This window comes from Citrobacter sp. MGH110 (assembly GCF_001037515.1).
Lineage (GTDB): Bacteria > Pseudomonadota > Gammaproteobacteria > Enterobacterales > Enterobacteriaceae > Citrobacter > Citrobacter portucalensis.
Window position 1 is genome coordinate 402,983 of the sequence record NZ_KQ089832.1, and the last position, 26,096, is coordinate 429,078.

Annotated in this window: 25 protein-coding genes; 11 read left to right on the forward strand and 14 right to left on the reverse strand. The window is 52.7% G+C overall.

The window, feature by feature from the left end:
• Positions 1–2: 2 nt before the first annotated feature.
• Genes recF through dnaA form a run of 3 tightly spaced genes read right to left on the reverse strand, consistent with a single transcriptional unit; the run spans position 3 to position 3,584 of the window.
• Positions 3–1,076, reverse strand: coding sequence for a DNA replication/repair protein RecF (recF, locus tag SK38_RS21860; RefSeq protein ID WP_048237056.1), 1,074 nt, complete (start codon positions 1,074–1,076; stop codon positions 3–5).
• Positions 1,076–2,176: a DNA polymerase III subunit beta gene (gene dnaN, locus SK38_RS21865; protein WP_003023863.1), complete on the reverse strand. Its 1,101-nt coding sequence runs from the start codon at positions 2,174–2,176 to the stop codon at positions 1,076–1,078. The genes recF and dnaN overlap by 1 nt, the downstream gene beginning before the upstream one ends.
• Positions 2,177–2,180: 4 nt before the next feature.
• Positions 2,181–3,584: a chromosomal replication initiator protein DnaA gene (gene dnaA, locus SK38_RS21870; protein ID WP_003827078.1), complete on the reverse strand. Its 1,404-nt coding sequence runs from the start codon at positions 3,582–3,584 to the stop codon at positions 2,181–2,183.
• 297 nt (positions 3,585–3,881) lie between these two features.
• Here dnaA and SK38_RS25440 point away from each other — a divergent pair, with 297 nt between their 5' ends.
• The 10 genes from SK38_RS25440 to SK38_RS21910 all read left to right on the forward strand — a co-directional run bounded on the left by SK38_RS25440 (position 3,882) and on the right by SK38_RS21910 (position 11,850).
• Entirely contained in the window at positions 3,882–3,962 is an 81-nt protein-coding gene (locus SK38_RS25440; protein WP_418221920.1) for a hypothetical protein, read from the forward strand.
• Positions 3,963–4,190: 228 nt separating this feature from the next.
• Positions 4,191–4,331, forward strand: coding sequence for a 50S ribosomal protein L34 (rpmH, locus tag SK38_RS21875; RefSeq protein WP_003023858.1), 141 nt, complete (start codon positions 4,191–4,193; stop codon positions 4,329–4,331).
• A 17-nt stretch (positions 4,332–4,348) separates the two neighbouring features.
• Positions 4,349–4,708: a ribonuclease P protein component gene (gene rnpA, locus SK38_RS21880; protein WP_003844432.1), complete on the forward strand. Its 360-nt coding sequence runs from the start codon at positions 4,349–4,351 to the stop codon at positions 4,706–4,708.
• Positions 4,672–4,929 (forward strand): membrane protein insertion efficiency factor YidD, encoded by a 258-nt coding sequence (yidD, locus tag SK38_RS24530; RefSeq protein WP_003023846.1) that lies wholly within the window; start codon positions 4,672–4,674, stop codon positions 4,927–4,929. The genes rnpA and yidD overlap by 37 nt, the downstream gene beginning before the upstream one ends.
• Before the next feature lie 2 nt (positions 4,930–4,931).
• Positions 4,932–6,578, forward strand: coding sequence for a membrane protein insertase YidC (yidC, locus tag SK38_RS21885; RefSeq protein ID WP_003827058.1), 1,647 nt, complete (start codon positions 4,932–4,934; stop codon positions 6,576–6,578).
• Positions 6,579–6,683: 105 nt separating this feature from the next.
• A complete protein-coding gene (gene mnmE, locus SK38_RS21890; RefSeq protein WP_048237057.1) occupies positions 6,684–8,048 on the forward strand; it encodes a tRNA uridine-5-carboxymethylaminomethyl(34) synthesis GTPase MnmE in 1,365 nt (454 codons plus the stop codon).
• 182 nt (positions 8,049–8,230) lie between these two features.
• Positions 8,231–9,412, forward strand: a complete 1,182-nt coding sequence (locus SK38_RS21895) for an MFS transporter (protein ID WP_032945462.1) — start codon at positions 8,231–8,233, stop codon at positions 9,410–9,412.
• The gene (gene yidZ, locus SK38_RS21900) at positions 9,381–10,340 is read left to right on the forward strand and encodes an HTH-type transcriptional regulator YidZ (protein ID WP_003827051.1); all 960 of its coding nucleotides are present in this window, start codon (positions 9,381–9,383) and stop codon (positions 10,338–10,340) included. Before SK38_RS21895 ends, yidZ begins: the two co-directional genes overlap by 32 nt.
• 166 nt (positions 10,341–10,506) lie before the next feature.
• The gene (locus SK38_RS21905; RefSeq protein ID WP_048237058.1) at positions 10,507–11,253 is read left to right on the forward strand and encodes a 4'-phosphopantetheinyl transferase family protein; all 747 of its coding nucleotides are present in this window, start codon (positions 10,507–10,509) and stop codon (positions 11,251–11,253) included.
• A gap of 30 nt (positions 11,254–11,283) precedes the next feature.
• Positions 11,284–11,850, forward strand: coding sequence for an NADPH-dependent FMN reductase (locus tag SK38_RS21910; protein WP_003827046.1), 567 nt, complete (start codon positions 11,284–11,286; stop codon positions 11,848–11,850).
• A gap of 56 nt (positions 11,851–11,906) precedes the next feature.
• Here the strand turns inward: SK38_RS21910 and adeP are convergent, their stop codons facing one another.
• Positions 11,907–13,244, reverse strand: coding sequence for an adenine permease AdeP (gene adeP, locus SK38_RS21915; protein ID WP_003827042.1), 1,338 nt, complete (start codon positions 13,242–13,244; stop codon positions 11,907–11,909).
• Positions 13,245–13,411: 167 nt separating this feature from the next.
• Between adeP and yieH the strand changes: the two genes are divergently transcribed.
• Positions 13,412–14,077, forward strand: coding sequence for a 6-phosphogluconate phosphatase (gene yieH / locus SK38_RS21920; protein ID WP_003827040.1), 666 nt, complete (start codon positions 13,412–13,414; stop codon positions 14,075–14,077).
• A 121-nt stretch (positions 14,078–14,198) separates the two neighbouring features.
• Here the strand turns inward: yieH and phoU are convergent, their stop codons facing one another.
• From phoU to atpG, 10 genes are all read right to left on the reverse strand, one after another.
• Entirely contained in the window at positions 14,199–14,924 is a 726-nt protein-coding gene (phoU, locus tag SK38_RS21925; protein WP_003023824.1) for a phosphate signaling complex protein PhoU, read from the reverse strand.
• A 14-nt stretch (positions 14,925–14,938) separates the two neighbouring features.
• Positions 14,939–15,712: a phosphate ABC transporter ATP-binding protein PstB gene (pstB, locus tag SK38_RS21930; protein ID WP_003023821.1), complete on the reverse strand. Its 774-nt coding sequence runs from the start codon at positions 15,710–15,712 to the stop codon at positions 14,939–14,941.
• Positions 15,713–15,758: 46 nt separating this feature from the next.
• Entirely contained in the window at positions 15,759–16,649 is an 891-nt protein-coding gene (gene pstA / locus SK38_RS21935; RefSeq protein ID WP_003827037.1) for a phosphate ABC transporter permease PstA, read from the reverse strand.
• Positions 16,649–17,608: a phosphate ABC transporter permease PstC gene (pstC, locus tag SK38_RS21940; protein ID WP_008786549.1), complete on the reverse strand. Its 960-nt coding sequence runs from the start codon at positions 17,606–17,608 to the stop codon at positions 16,649–16,651. The genes pstA and pstC overlap by 1 nt, the downstream gene beginning before the upstream one ends.
• A 143-nt stretch (positions 17,609–17,751) precedes the next feature.
• Positions 17,752–18,792, reverse strand: coding sequence for a phosphate ABC transporter substrate-binding protein PstS (gene pstS / locus SK38_RS21945; protein WP_003827033.1), 1,041 nt, complete (start codon positions 18,790–18,792; stop codon positions 17,752–17,754).
• A gap of 334 nt (positions 18,793–19,126) precedes the next feature.
• Positions 19,127–20,956, reverse strand: a complete 1,830-nt coding sequence (gene glmS, locus SK38_RS21950; RefSeq protein ID WP_003827031.1) for a glutamine--fructose-6-phosphate transaminase (isomerizing) — start codon at positions 20,954–20,956, stop codon at positions 19,127–19,129.
• A 366-nt stretch (positions 20,957–21,322) separates the two neighbouring features.
• Positions 21,323–22,693 carry a bifunctional UDP-N-acetylglucosamine diphosphorylase/glucosamine-1-phosphate N-acetyltransferase GlmU gene (gene glmU / locus SK38_RS21955; protein ID WP_048237059.1) on the reverse strand — a complete coding sequence of 457 codons (1,371 nt, stop codon included), beginning with the start codon at positions 22,691–22,693 and terminating at the stop codon, positions 21,323–21,325.
• Positions 22,694–23,368: 675 nt separating this feature from the next.
• Positions 23,369–23,788: a F0F1 ATP synthase subunit epsilon gene (locus SK38_RS21960; RefSeq protein ID WP_003023809.1), complete on the reverse strand. Its 420-nt coding sequence runs from the start codon at positions 23,786–23,788 to the stop codon at positions 23,369–23,371.
• Positions 23,789–23,808: 20 nt separating this feature from the next.
• On the reverse strand, positions 23,809–25,191 hold the full coding sequence (gene atpD, locus SK38_RS21965; RefSeq protein WP_003023806.1) for a F0F1 ATP synthase subunit beta: 1,383 nt from the start codon (positions 25,189–25,191) through the stop codon (positions 23,809–23,811).
• 26 nt (positions 25,192–25,217) lie between these two features.
• The gene (atpG, locus tag SK38_RS21970; RefSeq protein WP_006687765.1) at positions 25,218–26,081 is read right to left on the reverse strand and encodes a F0F1 ATP synthase subunit gamma; all 864 of its coding nucleotides are present in this window, start codon (positions 26,079–26,081) and stop codon (positions 25,218–25,220) included.
• Between the last annotated feature and the right edge of the window lie 15 nt (positions 26,082–26,096).

The window sequence follows — 26,096 nt, forward strand, 5'->3', positions numbered from 1 at the left end:
GGTTAATCCGTTATTTTACCCTTTTCCACGGTAAACATCTTCGAATTTTCATCGGACATGTCTATAACGTGTTCAGCGCTGATTGCGCTGACAAAGACCTGAGATTGCGTGGCTTTTAAGCGGCTGGCCAGCAGTCCGCGACGCGCGTCATCCAGTTCAGAGGCAAAATCATCTATCAGGTACAGGCAGCGCCGCCCGCTTTCACGGGTCAGGAACTCCCCTTGCGCCAGACGTAAGGCGCACATCAGCAGCTTTAACTGCCCACGCGACAACGTATCTTCCACCGGCGCACCGTCGGCGCGAATGCGGAAATCCGCCTTATGCGGGCCGTGCGCAGTGTAGGTCAACATGCGATCGCGTTCAAAACTGCGTTCCAGCACTTCGGCATAATCAGTCTCTTTCTCCCAGCCGCGCTGGAATGAGAAGGAGAGTGAAAACTCGGGAAGAAACTGCTGGCAGGTATCCGCCATATCCTGCGCGATACCGGCGCTGTACTCCGCGCGCCAGGTGCTGATTTGTTCCGCCAGTGGGATCAGTTCTTTATCCCACGGGCGCAGTTGCTCATAACGACTCACCTGGCGCAGCGCTGCATTGCGCTGCTTGAGCAGTCGCTTCAGGTTGATCCAGGCGGTGAAAAATCCGACTTCATTGTGAAAGCATCCCCAGTCAAGGAATGCTCTTCTGTATTTGGGGCCGCCGTTGAGTAAAGTAAACCCCTCAGGCGTGATCAGCTGCATCGGCATCAGGTGCGCCAGTTCTGCGACCTTGTGCCCGTCAGTGCCGTCAATGCGCACTTTGCTGTCGCCCAGTTTGTCTTTCGTCAGGCCAATCGACGTCTCACGTTCTTCACCCTGCAAACGCCCGTGTAAAACAAACGACTCCTGCTCGTGGCGAATCACGCGACCAATCTGCAAACTGCGAAACGCCCGACCGTGGCCGAGCGTATAGATAGCTTCCAGTACGCTGGTTTTGCCGCTGCCGTTCGCGCCAACCAGGAAGTTAAAGCCAGGGGATAAAGCGAGATCCGCGCTTTCGATATTGCGAAAATCGCGGATCAACAGGCGGGTGAGCGACATTACAGTCTCATTGGCATAACAACATAGGCAGCCGACTGTGATGCGGCATCTTCAATCTGTACGCTCGATACGGAATCAGTCAGCAGAATACGCACGTTCTCGCACTTCAGCGCGTTCAGAACGTCCAGCACGTAGCTCACGTTAAAGCCGATTTCCAGTTCTGTACCAGGATAGGAGACATCCAGAATTTCTTCTGCTTCTTCCTGCTCCGGGTTGTTGGCGGTGATTTTGAGCTGATTTTCGCTGACATACAGACGCACGCCGCGGAATTTCTCGTTCGAGAGGATCGCCGCACGCGCAAACGCCTGTTTGAGGATATCGCAACCGGCTTCCAGATGCTTGTCCGGATTCTTCGGCAATACGCGGCGATAATCCGGGAAACGGCCATCAACCAGCTTAGAGGTGAAGATGAAGTCACCAACGTGCGCACGAATGTTGTTGCTGCCAATCTGCACGCGCAGCGGGTTATCGCCGCCGTCGAGCATACGCATCAGTTCAATCACACCTTTACGCGGTACGATCACCGAATGGCTTGGCAACGGCTGACCAACAGGCATTGAACAAACCGCCAGGCGGTGACCGTCGGTCGCCACGGTACGCAGCTCTTCCCCTTCGGTTTCAAACAGCATGCCGTTTAAGTAGTAACGTACGTCCTGATGCGCCATCGAAAACTGCGTGGCTTCAATCAGGCGCTTCATCGTCGCCTGCGGCAGGGTGAATTCGACTTCGCTCTGCCAGTCGTCCAGATTCGGGAAGTCGGCGGCAGGCAGCGTAGACAGCGAGAAACGGCTGCGGCCAGAACGCACCAGCATACGGTCGCCTTCCAGTTGAACGGCAATTTCCGCGCCTTCCGGCAATCCACGGCAAATATCGAAGAATTTACGCGCCGGAACGGTGGTCGCACCAGGTTCATGAGGCTGGATCAGCGCCACGCGCGCCACCATCTCCATTTCGAGATCGGTGCCGGTCAGCGAAAGCGTGCCGTCAGCAACCTGCAGCAGCAGGTTTCCGAGAATAGGCAGTGTAGGACGTCCACCCAGCGGGCCGCTGACCTGCTGAAGCGGTTTTAATAAATGTTCACGTTCAACGGTAAATTTCATAGCGTCACGAAGATAATGTTCTGATTAAATTGGAGAAATCTTCTTTAATATCATGGCTTTCTTCACGCAACTGCTCAATCTTGCGGCAGGCATGAAGCACGGTAGTATGGTCACGCCCACCAAACGCGTCGCCAATTTCCGGCAGACTGTGGTTAGTGAGCTCTTTTGCCAGCGCCATCGCCATCTGGCGCGGGCGAGCTACCGAGCGAGATCGACGCTTAGAAAGCAGATCCGCAATTTTGATTTTGTAATACTCCGCCACCGTCTTCTGGATATTGTCGATGGTGACCAGCTTTTCCTGCAAAGCCAGCAGATCGCGCAGCGCTTCGCGCACGAAATCGATAGTAATCGCCCGGCCGGTAAAATTGGCGTTGGCGATCACGCGGTTCAGTGCGCCTTCCAGCTCACGTACGTTAGAGCGTAGACGCTTGGCAATAAAGAACGCGACTTCACCCGGCAGACGAATGTCGTTTTCGTCGGCTTTTTTCATCAGGATCGCAACACGCGTTTCCAGTTCAGGCGGTTCGATCGCGACAGTCAGTCCCCAGCCAAAGCGGGATTTCAGACGATCTTCAACGCCGTTGATCTCCTTCGGATAGCGATCCGAGGTCAGGATGATCTGCTGATTGCCTTCCAGCAGGGCGTTAAAGGTGTGGAAAAACTCTTCCTGCGATCGCTCTTTATTCGCGAAGAATTGGATATCGTCAATCAGCAGCGCGTCAACGGAACGGTAGTAGCGTTTAAACTCTTCGATCGCGTTGTTTTGCAGGGCTTTGACCATGTCCTGCACAAAACGCTCGGAGTGCATATACACCACTTTGGCGTTTGGCTTACGCGCCATAATGCCGTTACCGACAGCGTGCAACAGGTGGGTTTTACCCAGACCCGTACCGCCATAAAGGAATAACGGATTGTAGGCGCCGCCAGGATTGTCCGCCACCTGACGTGCCGCCGCGCGCGCCAGCTGGTTAGATTTACCTTCAACGAAGTTATCAAACGTGTGTTTGACGTTGACGTTAGAACGATAGGTAGGTTCTGCCGGAGCCGGGACGTTATCCCAGCCTGGACGCGCCGCCGGAGCAGCACGTTGTGGTTGCACTTGCTGAGCCACGTGGGCAGGCGCAACAACATTGTTGACCGGCGTTTTCAGCGTTTGCGTGACGGGTTTAGTGCCGACTTCAAAGCGCAGCTGTGGGGCATCCGCGCCACAGAAATTATTGAGTAATCCATTAATATTATTAAGGTATTTATCCCTTACCCAATCGAGCACGAAACGGTTTGGCGCATACAAAGCCAGCGTGTTATCGCTCAGTTCCGCCTGCAACGGGCGTATCCACATACTGAACTCTGTGGCTGGTAACTCATCCTGCAATCGGGCAAGACACTGCTGCCAAAGCGAAAGTGACACGGCGGACTCCACTCGAACAAAAGTCGATAAATGACAAAGGCTGAAACATTCATGATTGTTGACGCACATCGACAAGACCCTATGCAAAGGGTGACGTGCGAATTGCTATCTGCAATTTTTACCCGATCAGGATCCATTGAAACGATCAGGACCGCGGATCATAGCGTAAACTGAGAAAGAGATCTTCTGTTTCTCACAGATTCTTCCCGATTTATCCACAGGATGATCCAGAATCGGCTAAGTGTAAACGATCCTGGAGAAGTGCTGCAGGTTTTAGCGCGCATATTGAAAAAATTAATGAGTAAAGATGCTTTACTGCTTAAACGATCTAATAAAGATCCCGTGCGATCCTTGCGCTTTATCCACCAGCCCGTATAATTCTTACCCCCAGCGAGTAACGGTCGCCTTACGGCGTCAACGCTGCCTGTTTTTTACGCGAAACCATGCGGAAAAAAGCGGGAAATAAGGAAAGAGAATTGACTCCGGAGTGTACAATTATTACAATCCGGCCTCTTTAATCACCCACACTGTGGCGTAAGTCGTTCGAAATTCGTTCGGGTATACGCAAAAGTCAGTGAATTTATTCAAGTTTAGGTAGAAATCGCCATGAAACGCACTTTTCAACCGTCTGTACTGAAGCGCAACCGTTCTCACGGCTTCCGTGCTCGTATGGCTAATAAAAATGGTCGTCAGGTTCTGGCACGTCGTCGTGCTAAAGGCCGTTCTCGTCTGACCGTTTCTAAGTAATAAAAGCTAGCCCCTGAGTGGTTAAGCTCGCATTTCCCAGGGAGTTACGTTTGTTAACTCCCACTCATTTCACATTCGTCTTCCAGCAGCCACAACGGGCTGGCACGCCGCAAATCACCATCCTCGGCCGCCTGAATTCGCTGGGGCATCCCCGTATCGGTCTTACAGTCGCCAAGAAAAATGTTAAACGTGCGCATGAACGCAATCGGATTAAACGTCTGACGCGTGAAAGCTTCCGTTTACGTCAGCACGAGCTTCCAGCAATGGATTTCGTGGTGGTGGCGAAAAAAGGGGTTGCTGACCTCGATAACCGTGCTCTCTCGGAAGCGTTGGAAAAATTATGGCGTCGCCATTGTCGCCTGGCTCGCGGGTCCTGATAGCCCTCATTCGGGTCTATCAACGCCTGATCAGTCCGCTGCTTGGGCCGCATTGCCGTTTCACTCCAACCTGTTCGAGCTACGGAATTGAGGCATTGCGCAGGTTTGGAGTGATAAAAGGCAGTTGGTTGACGGTGAAACGCGTATTAAAATGCCACCCTTTACACCCTGGTGGTGACGATCCCGTCCCGCCCGGACCATTTGATACCAGAGAACACTAACGATGGATTCGCAACGCAATCTTTTAGTCATCGCTTTGCTGTTCGTGTCTTTCATGATCTGGCAAGCCTGGGAGCAGGATAAAAACCCGCAACCTCAGGCCCAACAGACCACGCAGACAACGACCACCGCAGCGGGTAGCGCCGCAGACCAGGGCGTACCGGCCAGTGGCCAGGGGAAACTGATTACGGTTAAAACTGACGTGCTTGATCTGACCATCAACACCCGTGGTGGTGATGTGGAACAGGCTTCACTGCCAGCTTACCCGAAAGAACTCGGTTCTACCGAACCGTTCCAGTTACTGGAAACCACGCCACAGTTCATCTACCAGGCACAGAGTGGCCTGACAGGTCGTGACGGCCCGGATAACCCGGCTAACGGCCCACGTCCGCTGTACAACGTCGATAAAGACGCGTTTGTACTGGCTGACGGTCAGAACGAACTGCAGATCCCGATGACCTATACTGACGCAGCGGGTAACACATTCACTAAAACGTTTGTTCTTAAGCGTGGTGAATATGCTGTCAACGTTAACTACAGCGTGCAGAACGCCGGCGAAAAACCGCTGGAAATCTCCACCTTTGGTCAGCTGAAGCAATCCATCAATCTGCCATCTCATCGTGACACCGGTAGCAGCAACTTTGCGCTGCACACCTTCCGTGGCGCGGCGTACTCCACGCCGGATGAGAAGTATGAGAAATACAAATTCGACACCATTGCTGAAAACGAAAACCTGAACGTCAATGCTAAAGACGGCTGGGTCGCAATGCTGCAACAGTATTTCGCAACGGCATGGGTTCCGCGTAACGACGGCACCAACAACTTCTATACCGCTAACCTGGGTAACGGCATTGCCGCTATCGGCTATAAATCACAGCCGGTACTGGTACAGCCTGGCCAGACTGGCGCGATGACCAGCACCCTGTGGGTCGGCCCGGAAATTCAGGATAAAATGGCGGCCGTTGCACCGCACCTGGATCTGACCGTGGACTACGGCTGGTTGTGGTTCATTTCTCAGCCGCTGTTTAAACTGCTGAAGTGGATCCATAGCTTCCTGGGTAACTGGGGCTTCTCCATCATCGTTATCACCTTTATCGTTCGTGGCATCATGTACCCGCTGACCAAAGCGCAGTACACCTCCATGGCGAAGATGCGTATGCTGCAGCCGAAGATTCAGGCTATGCGTGAGCGTCTGGGCGATGACAAACAGCGTCAGAGCCAGGAAATGATGGCCCTGTACAAAGCTGAGAAGGTAAACCCGCTGGGCGGCTGCTTCCCGCTGATCATCCAGATGCCAATCTTCCTGGCGTTGTACTACATGCTGATGGGCTCCATTGAACTGCGTCATGCGCCGTTCGCTCTGTGGATCCATGACCTGTCTGCACAGGACCCGTACTACATCCTGCCGATTCTGATGGGCGTGACGATGTTCTTCATTCAGAAGATGTCTCCGACCACCGTAACCGACCCGATGCAGCAGAAGATCATGACCTTCATGCCGGTCATCTTCACCGTGTTCTTCCTGTGGTTCCCGTCAGGTCTGGTGCTGTACTATATCGTCAGCAACCTGGTAACCATTATTCAGCAGCAGCTGATTTACCGTGGTCTGGAGAAACGTGGCCTGCATAGCCGCGAGAAGAAAAACTCCTGATTCGGTGTAGGCCGGATTAGGCGAAGCCGCCATCCGGCAAACGGAACATAAAGTAAAGGGCGGTCATTAGACCGCCTTTTTTATTGCATTAAGAAGAGACAAACCATGAGCCATAACGACACCATCGTCGCTCAGGCCACCCCACCGGGACGTGGTGGCGTGGGTATCCTGCGTATCTCCGGCCTGAAAGCGCGTGAGGTCGCAGAAACCGTACTTGGGAAACTGCCCAAACCGCGTTATGCCGATTATCTGCCGTTCAAAGACGCGGATGGCAGCGCGCTGGATCAGGGGATTGCCTTGTGGTTCCCCGGCCCAAACTCCTTTACCGGCGAAGACGTTTTAGAGCTTCAGGGCCACGGAGGTCCGGTGATTCTTGACCTGCTGCTCAAACGTATTCTGACCATTCCCGGGCTGCGCATTGCCAGACCGGGTGAATTCTCCGAGCGAGCATTTCTCAATGATAAGCTCGATTTAGCCCAGGCAGAGGCGATTGCCGACCTGATCGATGCCAGCTCAGAGCAAGCCGCTCGCTCGGCGCTGAACTCGTTGCAGGGCGCATTTTCCGCACGGGTAAATCATCTTGTGGAAGCGCTCACTCACCTGCGCATCTATGTTGAAGCAGCGATCGACTTCCCGGATGAAGAAATCGACTTCCTGTCTGACGGCAAGATTGAAGCGCAACTCAACAGCGTTATCAGCGATCTTGATGCCGTGCGTGCGGAAGCGCGTCAGGGCAGCCTGCTGCGCGAAGGGATGAAGGTGGTGATTGCCGGGCGTCCAAACGCCGGGAAATCAAGCCTGCTGAACGCGCTAGCTGGCCGTGAGGCGGCCATTGTCACCGATATCGCCGGGACTACCCGCGACGTGCTGCGTGAGCATATTCACATCGATGGCATGCCGCTACACATCATCGACACCGCCGGTTTGCGCGACGCTAACGATGAAGTGGAACGCATCGGTATCGAACGTGCCTGGCAGGAAATTGAACAGGCCGACCGTGTACTGTTTATGGTTGATGGCACCACCACCGACGCCGTGGACCCGGCAGATATCTGGCCAGACTTTATTGCCCGTCTGCCAGCCAAACTGCCGATCACTGTGGTGCGTAACAAAGCGGATATTACCGGTGAGACGCTGGGCCTTAGTGAAGTAAATGGCCACTCACTGGTTCGCCTCTCCGCGCGTACCGGTGAAGGCGTTGACGTACTGCGTAATCATCTCAAACAGAGCATGGGCTTTGAAACCAATATGGAAGGCGGCTTCCTGGCCCGTCGTCGTCATCTGCAGGCGCTGGCAGAAGCTGCAGAGCATCTCGAGCAGGGTAAAGCCCAACTGCTCGGAGCATGGGCCGGAGAATTGCTGGCTGAGGAGCTACGCCTTGCGCAGCAGAACCTCAGTGAGATCACAGGAGAGTTTACCTCCGACGATCTGCTGGGACGGATCTTCTCCAGCTTCTGTATCGGTAAGTAACGTTGTGTTGCCCGGTGGCGTGATGCTAACCGGGCCTACAGGCCCCGTAGGCCGGATAAGGCGTTTACGCCGCCATCCGGCAACAACTATTTCCCATGTGGAAATCACTGTTGTCCAAATGGCAACTCGTGCAGTTGACTCTCTGACCGTATGCTTAGCGCCACATTTCTTATGAGGTCGCTATGACACGCTTTCTAATCTGCAGTTTCGCCCTGGTTCTTCTTTATCCTGCCGGTATTGATATGTATCTGGTGGGGCTGCCCCGTATTGCTGCCGATTTACAGGCCAGCGAGGCGCAACTGCATATCGCGTTTTCGGTATATCTGGCAGGAATGGCGACGGCGATGCTGTTCGCCGGTAAAATTGCCGACCAGTCAGGTCGCAAACCGGTCGCCATAGTCGGCGCACTCATCTTTATTTTCGCCTCTGCGCTATGTTCTTTCGCCGAAAGCGGTACGCCATTCCTCATAGGTCGTTTTATTCAGGGCGTAGGTGCGGGCTGTTGCTACGTTGTGGCTTTCGCTATCCTGCGCGATACGCTCGACGATCGCCGCCGGGCGAAGGTACTGTCGTTGTTGAACGGTATTACCTGTATCGTGCCGGTGCTGGCTCCGGTGATGGGGCATCTGATCATGCTCAAATACCCGTGGCAGAGCCTGTTCTACACGATGATGGGAATGGGTGTGGCTGTTTGCCTGCTGTCGGTGTTTGTCCTGCGAGAATCGCGCCCAGCAACGCTTATGGCGACGACGGAAAAGAACCACACGACCGAATCACTGGTAAACCGCTTTTTCTTAAGCCGTCTGGCCATTACCACCCTCAGCGTGTCGGTGATCCTGACCTTCGTGAATACGTCTCCGGTGCTACTGATGGAAGTGATGGGCTTCGACCGTGGTGAGTATGCCACCACGATGGCCATGACCGCAGGCATCAGTATGGCGGTCTCTTTCTCTACGCCATTTGCTCTGAGCGTATTTAAGCCTCGCGTTCTGATGCTGACCTCACAGGTGCTGTTTCTGTGTGCCGGCGTGGTGTTAACCCTTGCCACTTCACACGCAGTAACGCTTTTCGGGCTGACGTTAATCTGCGCCGGATTCTCGGTCGGCTTCGGTGTTGCGATGAGCCAGGCGCTTGGGCCGTTCTCGCTGCGTGCGGGCGTCGCCAGCTCGGCATTAGGTATTGCCCAGGTTTGCGGTTCCTCGCTGTGGATTTGGCTGGCGGCGGTTCTTGGCCTTGATGCGCTGAATATGCTGATCGGGATTCTGATTGGCTGTAGCATAGTGAGTATCATGCTGATTATCACTGTTGCACCTAACCGGTCCGCGCCAACTCATGAAGAAATCCCTCAGCAGTCTCGATCTTAATTTATTGCTCTGCCTGCAGCTGTTGATGCAAGAACGCAGCGTCACTAAAACCGCCAAACGGATGAATGTCACACCGTCGGCGGTCAGTAAGTCGCTGTCGAAGCTGCGGACCTGGTTTGATGATCCCTTGTTTGTGAACACCCCGCTGGGGCTATCACCGACGCCGCTGATGGTCAGCATGGAGCAGAGCCTTGCTGAATGGATGCAGATGGGCAATCAGTTGCTCGATAAGCCGCACCATGAGTCTCCACGCGGGCTGAAGTTTGATCTGGCGGCCGAAACGCCGTTAGTGATGATCATGTTCAATGCGCTCTCCCAGCAGATTTATCAGCGCTATCCCCAGGCAACAATCAAAATACGCAACTGGGACTATGATTCGCTGGATGCCATTATTCGCGGTGAAGTGGATATTGGCTTTACCGGGCGCGAAAGTCATCCGCGTTCGCGCGAACTGCTGAGTTTGTTGCCATTGTCGATCGACCATGAAGTGCTGTTTTCCGATCTGCCCTGCGTCTGGCTACGTGAAGATCATCCCGCACTGCAGGAAGAGTGGAATCTGGACACCTTTCTGCGCTATCCGCACATCAGCATTAGCTGGGAGCAAAGCGATACATGGGCGCTGGATGAAGTCCTGCAAGAAATGGGACGCGCACGCAATATCGCGTTATGTCTGCCCGGTTTTGAGCAATCGCTGTTTATGGCCGCGCAGCCGGATCACGCGCTGATAGCCACCGCACCGGTCTATTGCCAGCGTTATAACCAACTCCACCAGCTTCCACTCGTTGCACGGCCAATGCCATTTGATACGGCGCAACTGGAAAAAATGCGCGTACCGTTCACTCTTCTTTGGCATAAACGCAACAGCCACAATCCTAAGATCGTCTGGCTAAAAGACACGATCAAGGCGCTTTATCGCGATATCTCCTGACGATCCTTCATTTTGGTGTTGCTAAATCGACCATTCTGGCAACAGAAATGTAAATATCGCGTAATGTCTCCCATTTTCGCTTAGTTTTTGGGCAGCAAAGCCTGCCCGGAAGCCGTGTAAATGTTACTCTGGTAATAATCACGGACCATTAATCACGGAGCGACAAATGGCGACACATTTTGCCAGAGGGATTCTTACGGAGGGACACCTGGTTTCAGCTCGCCTCCCTTCTCCATGTCATATCGAAGCAAGAGATCTACCCGCTCATCGCCGGACACGTTTCCTGGCTTCCCGAAGTCTTCTCGCTGAACTGATGTTTATGCTTTACGGCACCAGCACGCTGCCCGAAATTGTTACTCAGGCCAAAGGTAAGCCCGTTTTTCGCGATAAGACCCTGCCGGGTTTTTCGATTTCCTATGCCGGGAATATCGTCGGCGTTGTGCTAACAACTGAAGGAACGTGCGGCCTGGATATGGAACTTCAGCGGGCCACCCGCGGGTTTCACAATCCAAATTCAGCGGAAACGTGGCGCTTCTCCAGTAACGAAAACCTGTGGATCAATAACCAAAACGACCCCAACGAAGCACGCGCGCAGCTCATTACATTGCGCCAGAGCGTACTCAAACTCACTGGCGATGTGTGCAATGACGATCCGCGTGAGCTCCAGCTTTTACCCGGCGCAGGGCGTCTGAAATGTGCCCATGTGGCGCAGGTTGAAGCCATTTGCGATGCGGAAGATGTACTGGTGTGGTCAGTTGCGGTTACGCCAACCATTGAAAAACTCAAGGTTTGGGAGTTTGATGGTAAACAGGACTGGAAAAGTTTGCCTGATATCCAGACTCGCGCCAATGAGCCAACGGGTCGTCTGATCCGGTTCTCTCAATTATGTGCAGCGAAGAGCCATACGCTTTGATTTAACCTTCATGATGAAACAGGAGTCACCATGTCTGAAACATTGAATGTTGTTACGTTACTGGGAAGTCTGCGCAAAGGTTCGTTTAATGGAATGGTTGCCCGTACGCTGCCCAAGATTGCTCCAGCGGGAATGGAAGTGAACGCGCTGCCGTCGATTGGTGATATCCCTCTGTACGATGCCGACCTCCAACAGGAAGAAGGTTTTCCGGCCAGCGTAGAAGCACTGGCTGAGCAAATCAGAAAGGCTGACGGTGTCGTCATCGTCACACCTGAATATAACTATTCTGTTCCGGGCGGACTGAAGAACGCCATCGACTGGCTGTCCCGCCTGCCCGATCAGCCATTATCGGGTAAGCCGGTGCTGATCCAGACCAGTTCTATGGGCGCTATTGGCGGCGCGCGCTGCCAGTATCATCTGCGTCAGATCCTGGTATTCCTCGACGCCATGGTAATGAACAAGCCGGAATTTATGGGCGGCGTCATTCAGAATAAAGTAGACCCGCAGACAGGTGAAGTGATCGACCAAAGCACGCTGGACCATCTGACCGGTCAACTGACCGCATTTGGCGACTACATTCAGCGCGTGAAAGCGTAAAAGAAAAAGCCCGGCGATATGCCGGGCTTTTTGATATATGGGCAAATAAACAGCGATTAGTGCGCGTCGATAAACACAATCTTCAGCACAAACAGCAGCGCGACAATGATGACGCACGGGCTGAGATCGCGGAAACGTCCGGTACCAATCTTCATCACGCAGTAAGAAATAAAGCCCAGCGCAATACCTTCGGTAATTGAGAAGCTAAATGGCATCATCACGGCGGTAATAAACGCCGGAACCGCTTCTGTCAGGTCATCCCACTTAACGCGCGACAGGCTTGATGTCATCAGGACGCCAACGTAAATCAGCGCACCAGCGGCTGCATAACCCGGTACCATCCCCGCCAGCGGCGACAGGAAGATAACCAGCAGGAACAGCAGGCCAACGACCACGGCGGTCAGACCGGTACGTCCACCGACCGAAACCCCGGAAGAAGATTCGATATACGCAGTAACGGAAGAAGTCCCGATAAACGCCCCGGTAACCGACGACACGCTATCCACATACAGCGCTTGCTTCATGCGCGGGAACTTGCCCTTCGCATCCGCCAGACCGGCTTTATCCGTAACGCCAATCAGCGTACCGGAGGAGTCGAACAGGTTAACCAGCATGAACGAGAAAATCACACCCGCCAGGCCAATGTTAAACGAACCGGCCAGGTCGACATGTCCGATAACGGACATCACGCTCGGTGGCGCAGAAACGATACCGTTGTAATGAACATCGCCCAGCATCCAGCCCAGCAGCGTGGTTACGATGATAGAAATCAGCACCGCCGCGTGAATGTTACGGGACGCCAGAATCGCGATGATAAAGAAGCCCAGGATACCGAGCAGTACGCTGTGGGACGTCAGGTTACCGATAGACACCAGCGTGTCTTTGTTGGCGACGATAACACCGGCGTTTTTCAGCCCCATCATGCCGATGAACAGACCAATACCGCTGGTGATCCCCACACGCAGGCTAACCGGGATATTGGCAATCATCCAGTAACGAACGCGGAAAATCGTCAGCAGCAGCAGACCAACAGCGCCCCAGAAGATAGCGCCCATACCAATCTGCCATGACAGCCCCATCGCACCAACGACCACGAAAGCGAAGAATGCGTTCAGGCCCATAGCAGGCGCAAGTGCGACCGGCAGGTTGGCAAACAGGCCCATCAGGATGCTACCAAATGCAGCAATAAGGCAGGTGGTAACAAAGACAGCGCTGGTATCCATGCCAGCCACGCCAAGAATTTGCGGGTTAACAAAAACGATATACACCATCGTCAGGAAGGTCGTTAAACCGGCGATCACTTCGGTCCGTGCCGTCGTGCCATGTTCGCGCAGTTTGAACACGCGTTCCAGCATCCCTTGGCCAGAAGCCTGGGTTGTGTGTTGTTGACTCATTATCAATTTCCGAACAAGGAGGGAAAATTCGTCGCTATCCTATACCAAAATGCGACAATAGGGTTGGGTTATGAGCAACTTTTTTCATTGATTTTGCTTATACGGCAACGATTGCGTCGCCCAATAATGCATTACGAAAACGTTAAACTTGTTAAAACGGAAATGACATGTCCCAGATAGAAGCCGTATTTTTTGACTGTGACGGTACCCTTGTCGACAGTGAAGTGATTTGTTCTCGCGCGTATGTCAGCATGTTCCAGGCGTTTGGCATTACGCTCGATCTTGAAGAAATTTTCAAACGCTTCAAGGGGGTAAAGCTGTACGAGATCATCGACATTATCAACGAAGAGCACGGTGTCGAACTGGCAAAAGCCGATTTAGAACCGGTTTACCGCGCTGAGGTCGCACGTCTGTTCGATACGGAACTGGAGGTGATTGCCGGTGCCAATGCGCTACTGGACAGCATGGCCGTACCAATGTGTGTGGTCTCTAACGGTCCAGTCAGCAAAATGCAGCATTCGCTGGGTAAGCTGGGCATGTTGCACCATTTCCCTGATTTACTGTTCAGCGGCTACGATATTCAGCGTTGGAAGCCCGATCCGGCCCTGATGTTCCATGCGGCGAAAGCGATGGATGTTAATGTTGAGAACTGCATTCTGGTTGATGATTCCAGCGCAGGTGCGCAGGCGGGGATTGCCGCCGGGATGGAGGTGTTCTACTTCTGCGCCGATCCGCATAACAAACCGATCGATCATCCAAAAGTGACGACGTTTACCGATCTGGCACAATTGCCGGAATTGTGGAAAGCGCGGGGTTGGAATATCGTCGAATAAACAGTAGGTCCGATAAGCAAAGCGCCATCAGGCGAATGGCGCAGAATGCCGGATGCGGCGTAACACCTTATCCGGCCTACAATAGCGACGCCGGGGGATCCCGGCGCACGCAACAAACTGCTTATTCCTTCGGATCTTTGCCCGCCAGCAGCTTATCCAGCTCATCCCCGCCCACGTGACGGAAGTCTTGTCCCTTCACGAAGTAGAAGATGTATTCGCAGATATTCTGGCAGCGGTCACCGATACGTTCGATGGAACGTGCGCAGAACAGCGCGGTCAGCACGCTTGGAATGGTACGTGGGTCTTCCATCATATAAGTCATCAGCTGACGCACGATGCCTTCATATTCCTGGTCAACTTTCTTATCTTCACGATAAATACGCACTGCTTCGTCCAGATCCATACGCGCAAACGCATCCAGCACGTCATGCAGCATTTGTACGGTGTGGCGGCCCAGTGATTCCAGGCTTACCAGCAGCGGCTGGTGCTGTTGCGAGAACTTTTCCAGCGCGGTACGGCAAATTTTGTCCGCCACGTCGCCAATACGTTCCAGCTCAGCGATGGTTTTGATAATCGCCATCACCAGACGCAGGTCGCTCGCTGTCGGTTGACGCTTGGCGATGATACGCACGCAGGCTTCGTCGATCGCCACTTCCATCATGTTGACGTTCTTATCGCCTTCAATGACGCGTTTTGCCAGCTCGCTGTCCTGGTTGTGCATCGCCGTGATTGCATCAGAAAGCTGCTGCTCGACCATGCCGCCCATGGTCATCACCTGGGTACGGATGCTTTCCAGCTCTGCATTGAACTGGCCGGAAATATGTTTATTAAGGTTAAGGTTATCCACAACAAGCTCCTGAATCAGCCGTAACGACCGGTGATGTAATCTTCAGTTTGTTTCTTCGCGGGCTTGGTGAACAGATCGTCCGTGTTGCTGAACTCAATCAACTCGCCCAGGTACATAAATGCCGTGTGATCGGAACAACGCGCAGCCTGCTGCATGTTGTGGGTAACGATAACGACGGTGTAATCTTCTTTCAGCTCAGTGATCAGCTCTTCGATACGCCCGGTAGAAATAGGGTCGAGCGCTGAACATGGCTCATCAAGCAGAAGCACTTCCGGGCGAATGGCGATACCACGCGCAATACACAGACGCTGCTGCTGACCACCCGAGAGAGAGTACCCGCTCTGGTGTAATTTATCTTTGGTTTCGTTCCACAATGCGGCCTTGGTCAATGCCCACTGCACACGCTCGTCCATATCCGCACGCGAGAGTTTCTCAAACAGACGTACGCCAAAAGCAATGTTGTCGTAGATGGACATCGGGAACGGCGTCGGCTTCTGGAATACCATGCCCACTTTGGCACGCAGCAGAGCGATATCCTGGGTATTGGTGAGAATATTGTCGCCATCCAGCAGGATTTCACCTTCCGCACGCTGCTCCGGGTACAGTTCAAACATTTTGTTGAACGTACGCAGCAGCGTCGATTTACCACAGCCTGACGGCCCGATAAACGCCGTTACCTGGTTTTTAGCTATATCCAGGTTGATGTTCTTCAGGGCATGGAATTTGCCATAGTAGAAGTTCAAATCACGAACCTGAATCTTACCCGGGGCAGTATCAACCATACTCATTTCAATCTCTTCCTCATCCGGCGCCGCATCAGCCACGCCGTAAAAATTAACCGTGTTTCTTCTTCGCGAAAATGACGCGCGCCAGAATGTTCAGCAGCAGTACGCACAGGGTAATAATCAGTACCCCGGCCCAGGCCAGTTGCTGCCACTCAGCAAACGGGCTCATAGCAAACTTAAAGATAGTGACCGGCAGGTTGGCGATAGGCTGCATCATGTCGGTGCTCCAGAACTGGTTGGAGAGCGACGTAAACAGCAGCGGAGCCGTTTCACCTGCGATACGAGCAATCGCTAACAGAACACCTGTAATGATCCCCGAGACAGACGCCTTCAGGGTGATCGCAGAAATCATCTTCCATTTCGGCGTACCCAGTGCATAGGCAGCTTCACGCAGGCTATCCGGCACCAGCTTGAGCATGTTCTCCGTGGTACGGATAACAATGGGCACCTGCAGCAGCGCCAGCGCGATAACGCCCGCCCAGCCAGAGAAGTGCTCCATTTTTGCTACCACGATGGTGTAAACGAACAGACCGACCACGATTGATGGCGCAGACAGCAGAATGTCATTGATAAAGCGAATAACCTCGGCCAGCCAGGACTTACGTCCGTACTCTGCCAGGTAGATACCCGCCATAATGCCAAGCGGAGTACCAAACACGGTCGCCCACAGAATTAACAGTCCGCTACCGGCCAGGGCGTTCGCCAGACCACCACCCGCTGTATTCGGCGGAGGCGTCATTTCGGTGAACAGCGCCAGCGACATACCGTCAATACCACGGGTGATCGTGGACATCAGGATCCAAATGAGCCAGAACAGACCGAACGCCATGGTCGCCATAGAGAGCGTCAGCGCGATGCGGTTCTTCAGACGGCGACGTGCCTGCATTTTACGGCGGGACTCCGCCAGCGCAGTGGTGTTTTGCATTTCAAGCGTAGCCATTAGCGTGCCCCCTCGTTCTTCGCAAGGCGCATGATCATGAACTTAGACGCCGCCAGTACGATGAAGGTGATCACAAACAGAATCAGACCCAGTTCCATCAACGCAGCAACGTGCAGGCCAGATTCCGCTTCGGCAAATTCATTCGCCAGCGCAGAGGTAATACTGTTGCCCGGCATGTACAGCGAGGCACTATCGAGCTGGTAGGTGTTACCAATGATAAAGGTGACCGCCATGGTTTCACCCAGCGCGCGGCCCAGACCCAGCATCACACCGCCGATCACACCATTTTTGGTGAACGGCAGGACGATACGCCAGATAACTTCCCAGGTGGTACAGCCGATGCCGTAGGCTGACTCTTTCATAAGCACCGGCGTTTGTTCGAACACATCACGCATAACCGCAGCAATGTACGGAATGATCATGATAGCGAGGATCACACCAGCCGCCAGAATACCGATACCAAACGCCGGGCCAGCGAACAGTGCACCAACAAACGGAATGTTGGAAAGGATGTTTCCGACCGGCTCCTGGAAGTACGTCGCAAACAGCGGGGCAAAGATAAACAGGCCCCACATGCCGTATACGATACTCGGAATTGCTGCCAGCAGTTCAATAGCGATACCCAGCGGACGACGCAGCCAACCGGGTGCAAGTTCAGTCAGGAACAGCGCAATGCCGAAACTCACCGGAACGGCAATCAGCAATGCAATAAACGAGGTGACCAGCGTACCGTAAATCGGTACCAGCGCGCCGTAGATATCGTTCGGCGCATCCCAGTCTTTGGTCCACAAAAAGGAGAAACCAAATTTCTGTATGCTTGGCCAGGAGGAGATAACCAGAGAGACAATAATGCCACCCAACATCAATAGCACAATCAGCGCAGCCAGTTTTACCAGCGCGCTGAATATCATGTCACCCTTTTTACCCGGTGGGTTAAAAGCAGGCTTGGTTGCAGCCATAAATCACTCTTTAAGTTAAACGCGTTTACGAAATTGCCCTGCCGGATGGCGCTACGCTTATCCGGCCTACAAATTGGGCCTACAGTCGGAACTGTAGGGCGGATAAGCGTAGCGCCATCCGCCAACTCGTTAAAGATATTCTATTAGTACAGCGCTTTACCGCTGCTGTCTTTCACGTTGGTCTTCCATGCAGCACGAATCTGCTCAACCACGCTGTCCGGCAGGCTGGCGTAATCCAGGTCATTAGCCTGTTTGCCACCATTTTTATATGCCCAATCGAAGAATTTCAGCACTTCAACGCCCTGCTCGGGCTTCTTCTGCTCTTTATGGACCAGGATGAAGGTGGTGGAAGTGATTGGCCACGCATCGTCACCTTTCTGGTTCGTCAGATCCTGAGCGAAGGTTTTGCTCCAGTCAGCGCCTTTAGCGGCGTTGGCAAAGTTTTCTTCGGTCGGGCTTACCGGTTTACCATCAGCAGAGACCAGCTTGGTGTAAGCCAGGTTGTTCTGCTTAGCGTAAGCGTACTCAACGTAACCGATAGAACCCGGCAGACGCTGTACGAATGCGGCGATACCGTCGTTACCTTTACCGCCCAGACCGGTCGGCCAGTTAACGGTAGAGCCGGAACCAATTTTAGATTTCCACTCTTCGTTCACTTTCGCCAGGTAGCTAGTGAAGACGAAGGAAGTACCAGAACCATCAGCGCGACGCACAACGGCGATATTTTGCGAAGGCAGCTTCAGACCTGGGTTCAGTTTGGTGATGGCTTCGTCATCCCACTTCTTAATTTTACCGAGGTAGATGTCGCCCAGCGTTTTACCGTCAAGCACCAGCTCGCCGGATTTCAGTCCAGGGATATTCACCGCCAGCACCACACCGCCGATAACGGTCGGGAACTGGAACAGGCCTTCTTGTGCCAGTTTCTCGTCAGACAGCGGGGCATCAGAAGCGCCGAAATCAACGGTATTGGCCGTAATTTGTTTTACGCCACCGGAGGAGCCGATACCCTGGTAGTTTACTTTGCTACCGGTCTCTTTCTGATAGGTATCTGCCCATTTGGCATACACTGGCGCAGGGAAGGTTGCACCTGCACCTGTCAGGCTCGCTGCTGCAAACGCAGAGAACGCGCTCATGGATAAGGTCGCGGCGACAACAGTTGCGACAGTGGTACGCATAACTTTCATAATGTCTCCTGCACGGTTTTCGTAAATCGTTGTTTGAGTTGCTACTGTGAGCAAAATAGGACAAACAGGTGACAGTTAAATGTACGAAATATGACAGTTTTATGACAATGAAAAATACGAGAAGTTATTTACCTAAAAATACATTTAAAACAAAACGTTAACCATTACCATGACAATAACATTTCGCTAAAATTTTCTTTTTATGACACTGCAAACAGTAGCTGAAGATGACGGTTTGTCACATAAAACAGGCGGGATAATTGATTAAAAACAGAACAAGTTTAAAAAAATGCCCCGCTTATAGCAGGGCATTTTCAGTTCAGTTAGGTACGGATTACTCTACGGTAACCGACTTCGCCAGGTTACGCGGCTGATCCACGTCGGTGCCTTTAATCAGCGCCACATGATACGCCAGCAACTGCAGCGGAACGGTATAGAAGATCGGTGCAATCACCTCTTCCACATGCGGCATCTCAATGATGTGCATGTTTTCGCTGCTGGTAAAGCCAGCATCCTGGTCAGCAAAGACGTACAGCTGACCGCCACGGGCGCGAACTTCTTCAATGTTGGACTTCAGTTTTTCCAGCAGTTCGTTGTTCGGCGCAACCACGATAACCGGCATATCGGCATCAATCAGCGCCAGCGGACCGTGTTTCAGTTCGCCTGCGGCATAAGCTTCAGCGTGAATATAAGAGATCTCTTTCAGCTTCAGCGCACCTTCCAGCGCAATCGGGTACTGATCGCCGCGGCCCAGGAACAGCGCATGGTGTTTATCAGAGAATCCTTCAGCCAGAGCGGCAATGCGTTTGTCCTGAGACAGCATCTGCTCAATACGGCTCGGCAGCGCCTGCAGACCGTGAACGATTTCCTGCTCAATAGCCACATCCAGGCCTTTCAGACGAGACAGTTTCGCCACCAGCATCAGCAGAACGGTCAGCTGAGTAGTAAATGCTTTCGTGGAGGCCACGCCGATTTCGGTACCGGCATTGGTCATCATCGCCAGGTCGGATTCGCGCACCAGAGAAGAGCCCGGTACGTTACAAATAGCCAGCGAACCCAGATAGCCCAACTCTTTGGATAAGCGCAGACCCGCCAGGGTATCTGCCGTTTCACCAGACTGGGAAAGGGTGATCATCAGGCTGTTACGACGCACGGCGGATTTGCGATAGCGGAATTCGGAAGCAATTTCGACATCACAAGGAATGCCAGCCAGCGATTCAAACCAGTAGCGGGACACCATACCGGAGTTGTACGACGTACCGCAGGCGATAATCTGGATATGCTCAACCTGAGACAGCAGCTCGTTGGCATGCGAACCCAGCTCGCTTAAATCCACTTCACCGTGGCTGATACGGCCGGTCAGCGTGTTTTTAATTGCGTTCGGCTGTTCGTAGATCTCTTTCTGCATGTAGTGGCGATAAATACCTTTTTCGCCCGCATCGTATTGCAGATTAGATTCGATATCCTGACGTTTAACTTCCGCGCCAGACTTGTCGAATATTGAGACCGAACGACGGGTTACTTCCGCGATGTCGCCCTCTTCCAGGAAGATGAAGCGACGGGTTACCGGCAGCAGTGCCAGCTGATCGGAAGCGATAAAGTTCTCACCCATACCCAGACCAATCACCAGCGGGCTGCCAGAACGGGCCGCCAGCAGGGTTTCCGGGTTACGGGTATCCATGATCACCGTGCCGTAGGCACCGCGCAGCTGCGGAATAGTACGCAGCACGGCTTCACGTAACGTACCACCCTGTTCCAGCTCCCAGTGCACCAGGTGAGCAATCACTTCAGTGTCGGTTTCAGAAACAAAGGTGTAGCCACGCGTTTTCAACAGCTCACGCAGTGGTTCATGGTTTTCAATGATGCCGTTATGCACCACAACAATGTGTTCAGAAACATGGGGATGCGCGTTCGCTTCTGAAGGTTCACCGTGTGTCGCCCAGCGGGTGTGAGCAATACCAGTACCACCATGCAGCGGATGTTCTTCCGCAGCAGCAGTCAGCATCTGCACTTTACCCAGACGACGCAGACGGGTCATGTTGCCTTCAGCATCGACAACGGCCAGACCAGCAGAGTCATAACCACGATATTCCAGACGACGTAAACCTTCGAGAAGGATTTCAGCTACATCACGCTGCGCGATAGCGCCAACAATTCCACACATATTTTTTGATTCCGAATTTAGGCATTAGCCTGTCGTTGTCGGTCAACCTGTATTTATCCTTCATCTTTCACGCTGTGGCTGTGTTGGCTGCACGCTTTCGCCATGGTCACTTACTGATTGTAAGCTCCCATGGTCTCACGCGCTTGCCGCCTTACCACAACGCGAAATCTTTGGATAAAACCCGTATTCCGGGTGCCCCGAGCCTTGTAGAGAGTGGGGTTATTTTTATAGGTACTGCTTGTTGAGCGGAGGATTATATTATCCCCTCATCTCTTGTCTGCCTGATGGCGCTCACGCTTATCAGGCCTACAGAACGTCACCGCACGTAGGCCGGATAAGGCAAAGCCGCCATCCGGCAAAAATAAATTACTTCTTCTTCACCGGACGCTGCCAGCCCTGTTTATGGACCTGAGGTACACGGCTTAATACCAATTCGTTATCGGCGACATTACGCGTTACGGTGGTTCCTGCGGCAATCGTCGCACCTTTACCCACGGTGACAGGTGCCACCAGCTGAGTATCAGAACCCACAAACACATCATCACCAATAATGGTTTTAAACTTATTGGCACCATCGTAGTTGCAGGTGATCGTACCCGCGCCGATATTCACGTTATCGCCAATTTCCGCATCGCCCAGATAGGTCAAATGACCAGCTTTAGAGCCTTTACCCAGACGCGCTTTTTTCATTTCGACGAAGTTACCCACGTGTGCGCCTTCCTGCAGCTCAGCACCCGGGCGCAGACGCGCGAATGGACCGATGGTGCAAGCGGCTTCCAGATGGGCATCTTCCACCACACTGTACGGGCTAAGCTCACAACCCTCACCAATCACGCTGTTTTTGATGATGCAGCCAGCGCCAATCTTGACGCGATCCCCAACGGTTACGTTACCTTCAATGATAACGTTAGTATCAATTTCAACATCGCGCCCGTGAATCAGCGTACCGCGAAGATCAAAACGTGCAGGATCGCGCAGCATCACGCCCGCCAGCAGCAGTTTTTCTGCCTGCTCGGACTGATACACACGTTCCAGACGGGATAACTGAAGGCGGTTATTTACCCCTTCCGTTTCACTGATTCGTGCCGGATGTACTGCCGCAATTTCACGTCCTTCCTGATACGCCATCGCGATGATATCGGTGATGTAGTATTCACCCTGCACGTTGTTGTTGGTCAGTTTAGACAGCCAACGCTTCATGTCAGCGCCGTTGGCAATCAGAATGCCAGTGTTGATTTCCTGGATTTGACGCTGCTCGTCGGTTGCATCTTTATGCTCAACAATGCCAGTAACTTTGCCGTTTTCACGGGTAATACGCCCATAGCCGGATGGGTCGTCCAGTTTTACCGTTAACAAACCGATACCACCCTGCGGTTTGGCTTCACGCAGGCGACGTAAGGTATCGGTAGAGATCAGCGGCACATCTCCATAGAGCATTAAAATGTCTTCGTCATCACTAAAGAATGGCGCCGCCTGCTGCATTGCATGGCCGGTACCCAACTGCTCAGCCTGCAGAACCCAATTCAGATTGCCATCTTTCAGCGTTTGCTTAAGCAGATCGCCACCGTGTCCGTAGACAAGGTGTACATGAGTCGCACCTAATTCATTAGCTGCATCAATGACATGCTGAACCATCGGCTTTCCTGCGAGGGTGTGCAGCACTTTAGGAAGATCGGAATACATACGCGTGCCTTTGCCTGCGGCAAGGATCACAACGCTCATAGCATTATTCAACATACACGTCCTGACTGTAATTTGAGAACGAATTTATACCGTTTCACATTGAAAATACTACATTTTTTTCAGCGTGAAATGGACCGAAGATAAAACGTTCAACAGGGGGGATTCCCCATCTGATAACTCACTATTTTCGTCTATATCTGCGTCTTTTGTCTCCCAAAAACCAGGAGTTTGCTCTTATTAAAGCCTTAGGTTAATGTTTTTGCTATTTTTTTACCGCATGAATAAAGCATTACATCAGCATAGTACGATTTTATTTATGTGATTCAGTGAGAAGCAGAAAAACGGGTTGGGAAAATTGAGGGGAGGAATGATAGAGAACAAATGATACAGCGAAGGAGGGGGGGTTTAATGACGATGACGCTAGCTGATAAACCGCATTAAGCTTCGCGCCACAGAGCTGGCGGGGAAAGACTAAAAACTCATATTGCTGAACAGGGCGATGATTTTGTTGATCAATTTCATGTTGGTATCTCTTTTTTTATCTGAGTTCATTATGTGACATACATCACATAAAAAAGAGTCTACGCCTCATTTTTTAACCAATCAATATTTTTATGATCTAAATCACGAAATAATAAAACTGCTTTTTATTTACATATTTCCTGTAACCAAGCCATAAAAAAAGCCAGCCTGGAAACCAGACTGGCCTTTGTGCTTTTCAAGCCGGTGTTACATCGCTTTTTTGGTCAACTCGATAACGCGCAGTTTCGCGATCGCTTTGGCCAGTTCCGCAGATGCCTGAGCGTAATCCACGTCACCATGAGAGCTCTTAATGTGCTCTTCAGCCTTACGCTTCGCTTCCAGGGCTCTCGCTTCATCGAGATCCTGTCCGCGAATCGCGGTATCAGCCAGTACGGTCACGCTGCCAGGCTGCACTTCAAGAATGCCGCCGGACAGATAGATAAACTCTTCATGACCGAACTGTTTAACGATGCGGATCATACCAGGCTTAATGGCGGTGAGCAGCGGTGCGTGACCCGGGAAAATACCCAGTTCACCTTCACTACCCGTTACCTGGATTTTCTCGACCAGACCAGAGAACATTTGTTGCTCTGCGCTGACGACGTCCAGGTGGTAAGTCATTGCCATATCACCCTCCGATTAAGGCGTTAAAGTTTTTTGGCTTTTTCCACGGCTTCGTCGATAGAACCAACCATGTAGAACGCCTGCTCTGGCAGGTGGTCGTATTCGCCTTCCATGATGCCTTTAAAGCCACGGATGGTGTCTTTCAGGGAAACGTATTTACCCGGAGAACCGGTGAATACTTCCGCAACGAAGAACGGCTGGGACAGGAAGCGCTGGATCTTACGCGCACGTGCTACCACCAGTTTATCTTCTTCAGACAGTTCATCCATACCCAGGATGGCGATGATGTCTTTCAGTTCCTGATAACGCTGCAGCAGGGACTGTACGCCACGCGCGGTGTCGTAGTGTTCCTGACCAACAACCAGCGGATCCAACTGACGGCTGGTGGAGTCCAGCGGGTCAACTGCCGGGTAGATACCCAGAGAAGCGATCTGACGGCTCAGTACCACGGTTGCATCTAAGTGAGCAAAGGTGGTTGCTGGGGACGGGTCAGTCAAGTCATCCGCAGGTACGTATACCGCCTGAACGGAGGTGATAGAACCGGTTTTGGTAGAGGTGATACGTTCCTGAAGAACACCCATCTCTTCCGCCAGGGTCGGCTGGTAGCCTACCGCTGATGGCATACGACCCAGCAGTGCAGATACTTCTGTACCGGCCAGGGTGTAACGGTAGATGTTATCAACGAACAGCAGAACGTCACGACCTTCGTCACGGAACTTCTCAGCCATGGTCAGACCGGTCAGTGCAACGCGCAGACGGTTTCCCGGCGGCTCGTTCATCTGGCCATATACCAGGGACACTTTGTCCAGTACGTTGGAGTCGGTCATTTCGTGGTAGAAGTCGTTACCCTCACGAGTACGTTCACCTACGCCCGCAAACACGGAGTAACCGGAGTGTTCGATCGCGATGTTACGGATCAGCTCCATCATGTTTACGGTTTTACCTACACCCGCACCACCGAACAGACCGACTTTACCGCCCTTAGCGAACGGACACATCAGGTCGATAACTTTGATGCCGGTTTCCAGCAGTTCCTGAGAGCTGGACAGCTCTTCGTAGGAAGGTGCTGCGCGGTGGATAGCCCAACGCTCTTCTTCACCGATATCGCCTTTCATGTCGATCGGGTGACCCAGGACGTTCATGATACGACCCAGGGTTGCTTTACCTACCGGGACTTCGATCGGGTGTTCGAGGTCTTTAACTTCCAGACCACGACGCAGACCGTCGGAAGAACCCATGGCGATGGTACGTACGATACCGCCGCCGAGCTGCTGCTGAACTTCCAGCACCAGGCTCTCTTTACCATTCATAACCTCAAGAGCATCGTACACGCGCGGTACGGCATCCTGAGGGAATTCGACGTCAACCACGGCGCCGATTACCTGGACAATTTTTCCAGTAGCCATCTTGAATCCTCTACGAATTAACCTGGTTATACCGCGGATGCACCACCGACGATTTCGGTGAGTTCCTGAGTAATGCTGGCCTGACGAGCTTTGTTGTATACCAACTGCAGCTCTTTAATCAGGCTGCCGCCATTGTCGGTCGCGGCTTTCATCGCCACCATACGTGCGGCCTGCTCGCTGGCCAGGTTTTCTACCACGCCCTGATAAACCTGAGACTCGACATAACGACGCAGCAAGGTATCCAGCAGCGCTTTCGGGTCTGGCTCATACAGGTAATCCCAGGATTTACGCTTCAATTCATCATCATCTGATGCCGGCAGAGGCAGCAGTTGAGTGATGGTTGGCGTCTGAGACATGGTGTTAATAAATTTGTTGCTGACAACGTACAGTTTGTCCAGACGACCTTCATCGTAGGCCTGCAGCATCACTTTAACCGGACCGATCAGTTCGGACAGGGAAGGGTTATCCCCCATGCCGGTTACCTGAGCGATCACGTTTCCGCCAACGGAGTTAAAGAAAGACACGCCCTTAGAGCCAATCATTGCGATATCGCACTGAACGCCTTTATCGGACCATGTTTTCATATCCGCCAGCAGCTTTTTGAACAGGTTAATGTTCAAGCCACCGCACAGACCACGGTCGGTCGACACCACCAGGTAGCCCACGCGTTTAACGTCGCGTTCTTCCAGGTAAGGGTGCTTATATTCCAGATTACCATTCGCAAGGTGACCAATCACTTTGCGCATGGTCTCTGCATAAGGACGGCTGGCCGCCATGCGATCCTGCGATTTACGCATTTTGGAAGCGGCGACCATCTCCATCGCTTTAGTGATCTTCTGCGTGTTCTGGACGCTTGCGATCTTACTACGTATCTCTTTTGCGCCGGCCATGAGCTTCTCCTCAAT

Bases quoted from the DNA above. Each gene is read 5' to 3' on its own strand.
- recF (WP_048237056.1), bottom strand. From the start codon at position 1,076: ATGTCGCTCACCCGCCTGTTGATCCGCGATTTTCGCAATATCGAAAGC.
- dnaN (WP_003023863.1), bottom strand. From the start codon at position 2,176: ATGAAATTTACCGTTGAACGTGAACATTTATTAAAACCGCTTCAGCAG.
- SK38_RS25440 (WP_418221920.1), top strand. From the start codon at position 3,882: ATGAGTAAAGATGCTTTACTGCTTAAACGATCTAATAAAGATCCCGTG.
- rpmH (WP_003023858.1), top strand. From the start codon at position 4,191: ATGAAACGCACTTTTCAACCGTCTGTACTGAAGCGCAACCGTTCTCAC.
- yidD (WP_003023846.1), top strand. From the start codon at position 4,672: ATGGCGTCGCCATTGTCGCCTGGCTCGCGGGTCCTGATAGCCCTCATT.
- yidC (WP_003827058.1), top strand. From the start codon at position 4,932: ATGGATTCGCAACGCAATCTTTTAGTCATCGCTTTGCTGTTCGTGTCT.
- mnmE (WP_048237057.1), top strand. From the start codon at position 6,684: ATGAGCCATAACGACACCATCGTCGCTCAGGCCACCCCACCGGGACGT.
- SK38_RS21895 (WP_032945462.1), top strand. From the start codon at position 8,231: ATGACACGCTTTCTAATCTGCAGTTTCGCCCTGGTTCTTCTTTATCCT.
- yidZ (WP_003827051.1), top strand. From the start codon at position 9,381: ATGAAGAAATCCCTCAGCAGTCTCGATCTTAATTTATTGCTCTGCCTG.
- SK38_RS21905 (WP_048237058.1), top strand. From the start codon at position 10,507: ATGGCGACACATTTTGCCAGAGGGATTCTTACGGAGGGACACCTGGTT.
- SK38_RS21910 (WP_003827046.1), top strand. From the start codon at position 11,284: ATGTCTGAAACATTGAATGTTGTTACGTTACTGGGAAGTCTGCGCAAA.
- adeP (WP_003827042.1), bottom strand. From the start codon at position 13,244: ATGAGTCAACAACACACAACCCAGGCTTCTGGCCAAGGGATGCTGGAA.
- yieH (WP_003827040.1), top strand. From the start codon at position 13,412: ATGTCCCAGATAGAAGCCGTATTTTTTGACTGTGACGGTACCCTTGTC.
- pstB (WP_003023821.1), bottom strand. From the start codon at position 15,712: ATGAGTATGGTTGATACTGCCCCGGGTAAGATTCAGGTTCGTGATTTG.
- pstA (WP_003827037.1), bottom strand. From the start codon at position 16,649: ATGGCTACGCTTGAAATGCAAAACACCACTGCGCTGGCGGAGTCCCGC.
- pstC (WP_008786549.1), bottom strand. From the start codon at position 17,608: ATGGCTGCAACCAAGCCTGCTTTTAACCCACCGGGTAAAAAGGGTGAC.
- pstS (WP_003827033.1), bottom strand. From the start codon at position 18,792: ATGAAAGTTATGCGTACCACTGTCGCAACTGTTGTCGCCGCGACCTTA.
- glmS (WP_003827031.1), bottom strand. From the start codon at position 20,956: ATGTGTGGAATTGTTGGCGCTATCGCGCAGCGTGATGTAGCTGAAATC.
- glmU (WP_048237059.1), bottom strand. From the start codon at position 22,693: ATGTTGAATAATGCTATGAGCGTTGTGATCCTTGCCGCAGGCAAAGGC.
- SK38_RS21960 (WP_003023809.1), bottom strand. From the start codon at position 23,788: ATGGCAATGACTTACCACCTGGACGTCGTCAGCGCAGAGCAACAAATG.
- atpD (WP_003023806.1), bottom strand. From the start codon at position 25,191: ATGGCTACTGGAAAAATTGTCCAGGTAATCGGCGCCGTGGTTGACGTC.
- atpG (WP_006687765.1), bottom strand. From the start codon at position 26,081: ATGGCCGGCGCAAAAGAGATACGTAGTAAGATCGCAAGCGTCCAGAAC.